General features: G+C 40.9%; 6 protein-coding genes and 1 pseudogene. 6 read left to right on the top strand and 1 reads right to left on the bottom strand.

All coding sequences use genetic code 11. From position 1 onward, the window contains the following. Positions 1-62 precede the first annotated feature (62 nt). The 5 genes and pseudogenes from AAY47_RS11265 to AAY47_RS11250 form a co-directional block, all read left to right on the top strand. Positions 63-1,130, top strand: a pseudogene (locus AAY47_RS11265) (type I restriction-modification system subunit M); the annotation flags it as partial. After that, entirely contained in the window at positions 1,127-2,398 is a 1,272-nt protein-coding gene (locus tag AAY47_RS11260) for a restriction endonuclease subunit S (RefSeq protein WP_047769912.1), read from the top strand. The pseudogene AAY47_RS11265 and the gene AAY47_RS11260, both read left to right, overlap by 4 nt. A 1-nt stretch (position 2,399) precedes the next feature. Then, positions 2,400-2,903: a hypothetical protein gene (locus tag AAY47_RS11255; RefSeq protein WP_327213538.1), complete on the top strand. Its 504-nt coding sequence runs from the start codon at positions 2,400-2,402 to the stop codon at positions 2,901-2,903. A gap of 76 nt (positions 2,904-2,979) precedes the next feature. Further along, positions 2,980-3,159: a hypothetical protein gene (locus AAY47_RS23170; protein WP_327213537.1), complete on the top strand. Its 180-nt coding sequence runs from the start codon at positions 2,980-2,982 to the stop codon at positions 3,157-3,159. Between the two features lie 24 nt (positions 3,160-3,183). Next, a complete protein-coding gene (locus AAY47_RS11250; protein ID WP_047769909.1) occupies positions 3,184-6,300 on the top strand; it encodes an HsdR family type I site-specific deoxyribonuclease in 3,117 nt (1,038 codons plus the stop codon). A gap of 141 nt (positions 6,301-6,441) precedes the next feature. On the opposite strand, the gene hemL is transcribed toward AAY47_RS11250, so the two are convergent. Continuing rightward, on the bottom strand, positions 6,442-7,725 hold the full coding sequence (gene hemL / locus AAY47_RS11245) for a glutamate-1-semialdehyde 2,1-aminomutase (RefSeq protein WP_047769908.1): 1,284 nt from the start codon (positions 7,723-7,725) through the stop codon (positions 6,442-6,444). 410 nt (positions 7,726-8,135) lie between these two features. On the opposite strand from hemL, the gene AAY47_RS11240 reads away from it, so the two are divergent. Continuing rightward, the gene (locus AAY47_RS11240; protein ID WP_047769914.1) at positions 8,136-9,569 is read left to right on the top strand and encodes a hypothetical protein; all 1,434 of its coding nucleotides are present in this window, start codon (positions 8,136-8,138) and stop codon (positions 9,567-9,569) included. Positions 9,570-9,628: the final 59 nt, after the last annotated feature.

Raw genomic sequence — 9,628 nt, 5'->3', positions numbered from 1 at the left:
TCAGCGCGACTGGCTTCAACAAGCCAACGTTATAGGATGTTAAAGTCGAGCATCGCGTTAAATTTGGTCACTTCGAAAGTAACAAAATCGATCTGTTTGGTGATGCTTACGAGTTTTTAATCTCTAACTATGCTGCTAATGCGGGTAAATCAGGGGGCGAATTTTTTACACCACAACACGTTTCCAGGCTAATCGCTCAGCTCGCCATGCACGGGCAAACCAGCGTAAACAAAATCTATGATCCCGCCGCTGGTTCTGGCTCATTGCTATTACAAGCTAAAAAACACTTTGATGACCACATTATTGAAGACGGTTTCTTTGGTCAGGAGATTAACCATACCACCTATAACCTTGCGCGTATGAATATGTTTTTGCACAACATTAACTACTACAAGTTCAATATCGCGCTAGGTAACACCCTGCTAGATCCGCACTTCGGTGATGATAAGCCCTTTGATGCTATCGTCTCTAATCCACCGTATTCGGTGAAATGGATTGGCAATGATGATCCAACACTGATCAACGATGACCGCTTTGCTCCCGCGGGTGTATTAGCGCCGAAGTCCAAAGCCGACTTTGCCTTTGTACTGCACGCATTGAGTTACTTATCCAGCAAAGGCCGCGCGGCGATTGTTTGCTTTCCCGGTATTTTTTACCGTGGTGGGGCTGAGCAAAAAATCCGCCAATATCTGGTAGATAACAACTATGTTGAAACCGTGATCTCATTGGCACCTAACCTGTTTTTTGGCACGACCATTGCTGTCAACATTCTTGTACTGTCTAAACACAAAACTGATACCACTACTCAATTTATTGATGCCAGCACTCTGTTTAAAAAAGAAACCAATAACAACATACTTACCGATGATCATATCGAACAAATCATGCAGGTGTTTGATAGCAAAGCTGATATTGAACATTTGGCAAAATCAGTCAGTTTTGAAGCCATCGCTGCTAACGATTACAACCTGTCGGTGAGTAGTTATGTTGAAGCTAAAAATAATCGTGAAGAGATTGATATTACAAAACTCAATGCTGAATTAAAGACCACCGTTAAAAAAATCGACCAGCTGCGAGCGGATATTGATGCCATTATTGCTGAGATTGAAGGCACGGAGAGTAAGGCATGAGCAATATGAGTTTTATGGAAAAACTGCTTGATGGTGTTGAGGTGGAATGGATGGCCTTGGGAGAAATTGGTGAGTTAGTTCGTGGTAATGGATTACAAAAAAAAGATTTTACCGAAACCGGTGTGCCGGCAATTCACTATGGACAAATTTATACTTATTACGGTTTTTCTACGACAAAAACTAAATCATTTGTTTCGCCTGAGCTGGCCAAAAAATTAAGGAAGGTTAATACAGGTGATGTTGTAATCACAAACACAAGTGAAAACCTTGAAGACGTTGGTAAGGCTCTGGTTTATCTGGGCGAGCAACAAGCAGTTACCGGTGGGCATGCCACAATTTTCAAACCAAGCCCAATTATCTTAGGGAAATATTTTGCTTATTTCACTCAAACAACCGAATTTGCAAATGAAAAAAGGAAATATGCAAAAGGAGCAAAAGTTATTGATGTTTCTGCATCTGATATGGCGAAAATCCAAATCCCTATTCCATATCCTGAAAAACTAGAAAAATCGCTTGCATTCCAAACCGAAATCGTCCGTATTTTGGACACCTTTACCGAGCTTACCGCTGAGCTTACCGTTAAGCTAACTGCCGAGCTAACCGCACGCAAAAAACAATACAACTACTATCGTGACCAGTTGTTAAGTTTTGAAGAAGGTGAGGTGGAGTGGAAGACTTTGGGGGAAATTGGTGAATTTATTCGTGGCAAACGTTTTACTAAAGCTGATTATGTAGAACACGGTATAAGCGTTATCCACTACGGTGAAATTTATACACAGTATGGTGTATCAACCAGTCATGTGCTTTCAAAAGTTAGACCTGAAATGGCAACGACTTTACGCTATGCAGAGCCGGGGGACGTTGTGATAACCGATGTTGGAGAAACAGTTGAGGATGTAGGCAAAGCTGTTGCGTGGATCGGAAATGAAAGAGTAGCTATTCATGATCACTGTTATGCTTTCCGTCATGCGATGAACCCGAAATTTGTTTCCTATTGTATGCAAACAACTCCATTTATTGCTGAGAAAGCAAAATATGTTGCTCGAACCAAAGTCAACACATTGTTGATTAATGGGTTTGCAAAAATATCTATCCCAGTTCCATCCATTGAAGAACAGAATCGTCTTGTCGGTATTTTAGATAAATTCGACGCTCTAACTAACTCCATCAGCGAAGGTTTACCGCGTGAAATTGAACTACGTCAAAAGCAATATGAATATTATCGCGATCTGCTGTTGAGTTTTCCCAAACCAGAGGTAGAGGCATGATATGAGTAAAACGCTAACGGAAATAGCACAGCAATTAAAAGAGGCCAACAAGAACGTACAGTTGATCTATGCCTTTAATGGCACGGGTAAAACCCGGCTTTCGCGGGAATTTAAACAGCTGATTGCGCCAAAGATTGATAATGATGAAAGTGGCAATAATGAAGAGCTATCATTGACGCGTACTAATTTTTTGTATTACAACGCCTTTACCGAAGACTTGTTTTACTGGGATAACGACTTATCTGAGAATACCGAGCCTAAATTCAAAATCCAGCCGAATTCATTTACAGATTGGGTGCTGAAAGACCAAGGGCAAGACCGAAATATCATTGCTAACTTTCAACGCTATACAGATGAAAAACTAACCCCGCATTTTGGCGAAAATGGTGCAGAGGTCACGTTTTCTTTCGAACGTGACAATGAAGCACAAACTGAAAATGTTAAAATATCAAAGGGTGAAGAAAGCAACGTTATCTGGAGCGTGTTTTACACACTGATTGAGTAAGTATCACTTTAACTTTTTAAGAAATATATTAGAAAAAACCTCGACATTCCTTGGCTATAAAAAGTGGGGGGATTTATTGTCAAAAACCGATGATGGCAGACCTAACCCTTATGAAGCCAGGATTATTAATATCTCTAGTCATTCAAAACATGCAGGTGAAGAGGTCGCGGCGCTTACGGATGATGACAAGCGTGTTTTGCACTATCTGGTTAATGAAATTAATACGATGTACCGTTTTCAACAGGCAGAAGACTAGAGTAATCGAATTTATAGGTGAAGTATGTACGAATACAAAACTGTTGCTGAATCAAATAACTTTATCGTACTCGATAAATACACTAAAGAATTGCAGCTAAATGAAACCTACCAAAGTGAAGGTGATTTAGAACGGGAATTGATCGACGATTTAGTCAGACAAGGTTATGAATATGTTACTACCTTAAATACGCCTCAAAATATGCTGGCTAATGTGCGAGAGCAATTACAGATACTGAATAATGTTAATTTTTCAGAAAGTGAGTGGCAACGCTTTGTTGAACAGTACTTAGATAAGCCCAGCGATAGCAGCATAGACAAAACTCGTAAGATTCATAACGATTATATCCACGACTTTGTTTTTGATGATGGGCATATTGAGAACATCTATCTCGTCGATAAGAAAAACATTGCCCGTAATAAAGTACAAATCATTAAGCAATTCAAGCAAACAGGGGCGCAAGCGAATCGATACGATGTAACCATTTTGGTTAATGGCCTGCCATTGGTGCAGGTTGAGCTTAAAAAGCGCGGAGTTGCTATTCGAGAAGCTTTTAACCAAGTGCACCGTTATAGTAAAGAAAGCTTTAATACAGAAAATTCACTGTTTAAATACTTACAGCTTTTTGTGATTTCAAACGGTACAGACACTCGCTATTTTGCCAATACTACCAAGCGTAATAAAAACAGTTTTGACTTCACCATGAATTGGGCCAAATCTGATAATACGCTGATTAAAGACTTAAAAGATTTTACAGCGACATTTTTTCAGAAAAATACCTTGCTGAATGTGTTAATTCATTATTCTGTATTTGATGTTAGCAATACTTTATTAGTGATGCGCCCCTATCAAATAGCGGCTACTGAACGTATTTTGTGGAAAATTAAAAGTGCGTATCAGGCTAAAAATTGGAGTAATACTGAGAGTGGTGGCTACATTTGGCATACTACGGGTTCGGGTAAGACTTTAACCAGTTTCAAAGCGGCACGTTTGGCTACTGAGCTGGATTTTATCGATAAGGTGTTTTTTGTGGTCGATCGTAAAGATCTGGATTACCAGACCATGAAAGAATATCAACGTTTTTCACCTGACAGTGTTAATGGTTCGGAGAGTACCGCAGGGTTAAAACGAAATATTGAAAAAGATGACAATAAAATTATTGTTACTACCATTCAAAAACTGAATAACTTAATAAAAAGTGAAAGCGACTTACCAATATACAATAAGCAAGTCGTGTTTATTTTTGATGAGGCACACCGCAGCCAGTTTGGTGAAGCACAAAAAAATCTAAAGAAGAAATTTAAAAAATATTATCAATTTGGTTTTACGGGTACGCCAATTTTCCCGCAAAACGCTTTGGGTGCAGACACCACCAGTAGTGTATTTGGCCGAGAATTACATTCGTATGTGATTACCGATGCCATTCGTGATGAAAAAGTATTGAAGTTTAAAGTTGATTATAACGATGTAAGACCACAGTTTAAGTCCATTGAAACCGAACAAGACGAAAAAAAATTAACAGCGGCAGAAAACAAGCAAGCTTTTTTACATCCTGTTCGTATTCGTGAAATTTCCCGGTATATTTTAAATAACTTCAGGCAAAAAACGCATCGTCTCCAAGCCGGTGGCAAAGGCTTTAATGCTATGTTTGCGGTCAGCAGTGTGGAGGCTGCAAAAGCTTATTATGAAGCGTTCAAGCATTTACAAAAAGAGACTGATAAAAATAAAACGAACAGAAAACCGCTTAATGTTGCCACTATCTTCTCTTTTGCCGCCAATGAAGAACAAGATGCTATTGGTGAAATCATTGATGAAAGTTTTGAACTCACTGCAATGGACAGTAGTGCTAAAGAATTTTTAAGCGCCGCAATTGATGATTATAATGCAACATTTAAAATGAATTTTGGTGTGGATAGTCAAGGTTTCCAAAACTACTATAAAGATCTTGCTCAGCGAGTGAAAAATCAAGAAGTAGATTTACTGATTGTTGTTGGCATGTTTTTAACGGGATTTGATGCGCCGACGTTGAATACTTTGTTTGTCGATAAAAATCTGCGTTACCACGGCCTAATGCAAGCTTTTTCACGCACCAACCGTATTTATGACGCCACGAAGACCTTTGGTAATATCGTCACTTTCCGTGATTTAGAACAGGCTACGGTTGAGGTTATTACTTTATTTGGCGATAAGAATACCAAAAACATAGTGCTGGAAAAAAGCTATAAAGAATACATGGAAGGCTTTACTGATTTAGTCACCGGTGAAGCACGTCGCGGATTTTTAGAGGTAGTGACGGAGCTACAAAGACGCTTTCCTAATCCTGATGATATTGTTAAAGAGCAAGATAAAAAAGACTTTGCCAAACTATTTGGTGAATATTTGCGTGCGGAGAATGTACCGCAAAACTATGATGAATTTGCAGGATTAAAGGCTCTACAACATGTAGATATCAGTAATCCGGAGGCTGTTGAGGCATTTAAGGCTAAATACTACCTAAGTGATGAAGATATCGCCGCGATGCAAGCGATTGAGATGCCGACTGAGCGTACTATTCAAGATTATCGCTCAACCTATAATGATACGCGTGATTGGTTACGCCGTGAAAAGTCGTCTAACGAGAAAGATAAATCTACTATTGACTGGGATGATGTCGTCTTTGAAGTGGACTTGCTCAAATCGCAGGAAATTAATTTAGATTACATTCTTGAGTTGATTTTTGAAAACAATAAAAAGAATAAAAATAAAGCAGAATTAATTGATGAAGTTCGCCGTTTAATTCGTTCCAGCCTTGGCAATCGGGCAAAAGAAAGTCTAATTGTCGATTTCATTAATCAAACTAACTTGGATGAAATTATCGACAAGGCCAGTATCATTGATGAGTTTTTCAAATTTGCTCAAATTGAACAAAAGCGTGAAGCAGAAGAGTTAATTAGATCGGAAAAGTTAAATGAAGATGCTGCTAAGCGCTATATTACGGCATCATTAAAACGAGAATATGCAAGTGAAAATGGTACAGAGCTAAATTCAACGCTACCTAAGTTAAGCCCACTTAACCCGGAATACAGAACGAAAAAGCAGACCGTTTTCCAGAAAATTGCTGCCTTTGTTGAAAAGTTTAAGGGTGTAGGTGGGCAAATATAGATGTATACGCGATAAACTTCAAGTTGCAATCCGCAAGACGACGCGAGGCCTTATATTTCCCCGCTGCGATACGGGCTTTGGTGTGAAGACGCCACTGATAACAGAGAATAGTGACGTCTGAGATTCGGGAAAGCAGAATATTTATTTCAGTTTTGCAAAACAACGTGCTGCCGCATCAACAGTGCGTTGGATATCTTCATCTGAATGAGCGATGGACATAAAGCCCGCTTCAAACGCAGAAGGCGCCAGATAGATACCTTCATCCAGCATCAAGTGGAAGAACTGCTTGAAACGTTCCACATCGCACTTCATGACATCCTGATAACAGGTAACGCTTTGCGCATCGGTAAAGAAGATACCGAACATACCGCCAACGTGGTTAACAACCAGAGGGATGCCGGCTGCTGATGCTGCATGTTTTAAACCCGCTGCCAACGTGTCGGTCAGTTCCCCTAAACGCTGATGAACACCAATTTGGGCCACTTCTTTCAGACAAGCCAGACCGGCAGCCATTGCAATTGGGTTACCAGAAAGGGTGCCTGCCTGATAAACAGGGCCAGTGGGTGCCAGTTTTTCCATGATTTCCAGACGGCCACCAAAAGCACCCACAGGCATACCGCCGCCGATAATTTTGCCAAGAGATGTCAAATCTGGCTTAACATCGTAATACTCTTGTGCGCCACCCAGTGCGACACGAAAACCCGTCATCACTTCATCAATAATGAGCAGGGCACCAAATTCATCACACAGCTTACGCAGACTCGGCAGAAATTCTGGTAGCGGTGGAATGCAGTTCATATTACCCGCGACGGGTTCGACGATAATACAGGCGATTTCTTCTGGGTATTTTTCGAAGGCTTCACGGACAGAATTCAGGTCATTGTAAACACACGTCAAGGTGTGTTTAGCGAAATCAGCGGGAACACCTGGCGAATTGGGCTGACCAATCGTCAGGGCACCTGATCCGGCTTTTACCAGCAAGCAATCAGCATGGCCGTGGTAACAGCCTTCGAATTTAATGATTTTGTCACGGTGGGTATAACCCCGCGCCAGACGAATGGCGCTCATCGTGGCTTCTGTACCTGAGTTCACCATGCGCACCATATCCATGGAAGGCACCAGTTCAGTGACCAATTTTGCCATTTCCACTTCGGCTGCGGTTGGTGCGCCAAAACTCAAGCCACGCTCTGCGGCCTCAATAACGGCATTGCGGATAGCGGGGTGATTATGTCCGAGAACCATTGGTCCCCATGAGCCGACATAATCGATATAAGCATTGCCATCAACATCATAAAGGTAAGCACCATTCGCACGTTGAATAAAGACGGGGGTTCCACCAACACCGTTAAAAGCACGTACAGGTGAATTGACTCCACCGGGGATCACATGTTTTGCCTGAGAGTAAAGCGTTTCGGACTGGCTCATCAATAAAAGCTCCTGAAAGATAACGGGATACGGGAACGTCATTTTAAAGTACCCCACCAGGGAAGCCAAATCATCATTCTGTTCAAATTCCTCTCTCAGAACGTCAACATGCTCTGGTGCTATTCTTCACAGAGTCTAACCCTTGACATAGACATTTGCTGTTAGATTAATGAATTATGATTCATCATTATCAACTGTACAGGCGTAAATCTCTATCTGACTCGTAGTCTATTTTGCTGTTTAAAAGCTGAATTTTTGTTATAGGAGTATAAATTCTGGACTTGGCCCTAGATGAAACAATAAATTTTTTCTAAAGTAAACTATTGTAGCCTGATGGCCTCCACTATTTTGTTGCTACAGGCATTTTAGCCGTTCTTTAAACGAAATTCAGGTTATTTAGGGGTCCTCTTATGAAGATATACAGACATGTTGTATTCCCAATAACTCTTAGAGTAGCTTTACTGTTTCCGGGTATAAGTGTTTATGCAATAGCGGACTCATCATCATGCGGCTCTTCGAACACGACGTCCATTTCCGGTGATGTGACAGAACCCTGTAATCTGTCAAGTGGTGAAAATCTTACTGTCATTAAAGGTGCATCAATTAATGCCCCTAGAGGGGATCCAGATAATTTTGATCCTTACGGCCTGAAATACAGTGCAGTTAATGTCGGAGAGAACAATAATCTGGCACCAAAAATTTTAGTTGATGGCATTGAGAATAATGGTGTTTTGCAGGTAACTTCTGGAATAACAGTAACTTACAGTGGTTCTATTGGAAAGCTGCTTAATCACGGAACCATAAGTGGAGTCAACGGAGCCGTATGGGTTTCTGGTCAAATAAACACGTTAGATAATTATGGTTCAATTCATGCCAGCAATGATCCTAGCTCATTGAACGCAATACAGATACAACATGCGAGTGGCTCATATTATGCTGGTCAATATGGACGCATAGATACCATCCTAAATCGGAATAAGGGATTGATTGATGGGATATCTGTTATAACTTCAACACTTAAATCCATTGATAATTATGGAACACTGAAATCTCCGAAGAGTAACATTCTCTCTAATCAGGCAACGTTTGATATCGACTCTGGCAGTAATGTCGGCACTTTCAATAATCATGGAACAATGAGTGGCCTCTATCACGGCATTCTGATTCAAGGTGGAGGATACCTCGAAAATCTGAATAATAATTCCGGGAGTAAAGGGATCACGGCTGACCAGGACGCAGTTCAGGTCACTGGGCAGGGCATGTCTTCATTGGATGTTAATCCCCAGATCAGGCCGTCTAAAATTAAACAAATTACCAACGCGTCCTTACTGTATGGAAAGCGAAATGGCATTTATATCGACGATAAAGGCGTTGTTGATACCATCACGAATTTGGATGGGGGCGTCATAAAGGGAGACCAATTCTCTATAAAGAATAATGGCATCATGACTAACGATATTCATAATTCAGGCGCAATTGATGGCAATGTCGAGCTTGGCAGTGCCAGCCTTTATATGTCTGGTCCGAATGCAACCCTGAAGGGCAATGTATCCGGGTCGAAAAATTCCGTTGTCACCATCGGGGAAAAAGGTGCTACAACGGGAAATCTGGATCTGACCTATACCCACGATATGAATATTGACACGGTCAATATATTATCCGGCAACACGTTACGTCTGGGTGACGGAAATAACATGGGAAGCATCACCAGTAACGTGGATAATGCGGGGAGTCTTTATTTCAACCGAAACAATAAAGTGACCTATAACCACATTATTAGTGGAGCAGGCTCAGTTCACCAAGTGGGTAATGGCACAACTATTTTGACAGAGGCGAATACCTAACGCGATGCTCGACTTTTATGATGAGTTGAAATGACATAGCCGCTCCTTTATAACTTTAA

Source organism: Xenorhabdus griffiniae (assembly GCF_001028135.1).
Classification (GTDB): Bacteria; Pseudomonadota; Gammaproteobacteria; order Enterobacterales; family Enterobacteriaceae; genus Xenorhabdus; species Xenorhabdus bakwenae.
Note: the sequence above shows the minus strand (reverse complement) of the source record. Positions and strands in the feature narration are given on the sequence as shown.